This is a genomic window from Mycobacterium sp. (assembly GCF_050701675.1).
Lineage (GTDB): Bacteria > Actinomycetota > Actinomycetes > Mycobacteriales > Mycobacteriaceae > Mycobacterium.
The window spans coordinates 1-2052 of record NZ_JBOGDD010000329.1; the positions used below are offsets into that span (position 1 = coordinate 1).

The window sequence follows — 2052 nt, forward strand, 5'->3', positions numbered from 1 at the left end:
GTGCAGACCTGTCCGAGGTTGACCACGTAGTCCTGAGCGTCCGCCTGGGCGTCCGTCAATCCGGCGTAGGTCGAGGACCACCTGGAATCAATGTTTCCGTCTCTCGCTCCGACGAGCGGCGTGCCTCCGTTTTCCACCGTGCCGCTCGGGCTGGCGCCGATCGAGAGATTCACATCAGGGCCTGGTGTGGGTGTCGGCGTCGGCGTCGGGGTTGGTGTGGGTGTTGGAGTCGGAGTTGGTGTGGGCGTTGGGGTCGGAGTTGGCGTTGGGGTCGGATTGCCCGCGCCGACGGTGCCCCAGATCTGGAATTCCCAGAGCGAGTAACCGTAGCCCGTGAAGCGATCGATGCCGTGCATGCGGACGTATTGGGCCGTCGTGCCTGCCGTCGCCGCGTAGGTCAAGGGGCTGGTCTTTCCGGAGGTGGAGTTGTTGGTCACACTCGAAGTCGCTCCGAGCGGCGTCCAATCGGTGCCGTTCGTGCTGACGTCAATCGAGTAGTCCTTGCCTCGTGCATCCTCCCAGAACAGCACCACCGAGTGGATCGTGCAGACCTGTCCGAGGTTGACCACGTAGTCCTGAGCGTCCGCCTGGGCGTCCGTCAATCCGGCGTAGGTCGAGGACCACCTGGAATCAATGTTCCCGTCTATCGCTCCGACGAGCGGCGTGCCTCCGTTTTCCACCGTGCCGCTCGGGCTGGCGCCAATCGCCAGGTTCACGTCGCCACTCGGCGTCGGGCTGGGTGTTGGGGTCGGGGTTGGCGTGGGAGTAGGTGTCGGCGTAGGCGTTGGGGTCGGCGTTGGAGTCGGCGTTGGGGTGGGTGTCGGAGTAGGCGTCGGCGTCGGAGTCGGGCTGCCGCCGCCTGCTTCCGTGCCCATGACCTTGAGTTCCCAGAGCGAAGGCCCGTAGCCGCCCGAGCGGAGCGTGCTGTGCAAGCGCACATACCGCACCTGGGTGTTCGCGAACGTCGGGTAGTTCGTGGTCACGTTGCCGCCGGCGGTGTTGTTCGTGACCGGGGTGGCAATATTTTGCCAGCCGTCGCCTGCGTTGATCTTGCCTTCCAGGGTGAAGCTACTGGACTTGGCGTCTTCCCAGATCGTCGTGATCGAGGTGACGTTGCACAGACCGCCGAGATCAACACTCAGATATTCGTTGGTCGTGTCCACGCCATTCTGCTGACTCTGCCAGCGGGTCTGATTGATCCCGAGATCGTCGAAGGCAAGTTTTCCAATCATGCCGCCATTCGTGGATGAGGCGTCGGGGGTCGCGGTCGGAAAGAGCGCGACGTTCGTCGTGAGCTGCGGGCCCACGTTGCTTCCGACAAGGCCGTCAGCGATCGTCTTGTCGGCGCCGGTCACAGCGCCGTCGAAGTTAAGGTCGAGCGCGGCGTTGGAGGTGTTCACGGCGCCGCTGGGCTTGCCAGCCACGATGCGGGAATCGAGTCCGCTGACGATGTGGTCGCCATTCACGTCGCCATTGAGGACGTTGAAGGGCACATCGAGATCCGCGACGTAGACGGACGAGCCGACGTTTGCCGGGGTGCGGACGCCCGCGAGGTGGAGCTTGAGCTTCTGGGCATCGGCGACGCCGGTGAGGTTCACCACGAAGGCCTTGCCGCTGGTGCCACCGCCCTCGTAGCTGGAAGAGCTGATGGTGCCATTGCCGGCTGCGGCGCTATCCTGCTGCTGCAGGGTCGGCGTGATGCCCGTGACCGCTGAGGAGAAGACCACGCGGATCTGGAGGTTGCCGCCCTGGCGGCGGGACTCGGTCACCGGAGCGGCCGAGGGCTCGAGGAGCAGAGGCACTGCTGTGCCGTTGTGCGTGAAGGTCGAGGAGGCGTAGAGGATCGGCGGGACCAGGAGTTTTTGGATCTCGGACTGCGGCACGATGCCGAGGTAGACGCGCGTCTCGTCGATGTTGCCGCCGAGCCATTCGTCGCTCACGTCGGTCTGGGCGATTTCGAGCTGCGCGGGGCCGTCCGCGGCCTGCGCGGCGCCGGCCACGGGGCCTGTGGCGAGCGCGCCGTTCACGTAGAGCGAGCGGGTACCGTTGGGG

Annotated in this window: 1 protein-coding gene; it reads right to left on the reverse strand. The window is 65.4% G+C overall.

The features are described from left to right. Positions 1-2052, reverse strand: a 2052-nt coding sequence (locus ACRDUX_RS09775; protein ID WP_526413341.1) for a discoidin domain-containing protein, incomplete at both ends; no start/stop codon positions are given.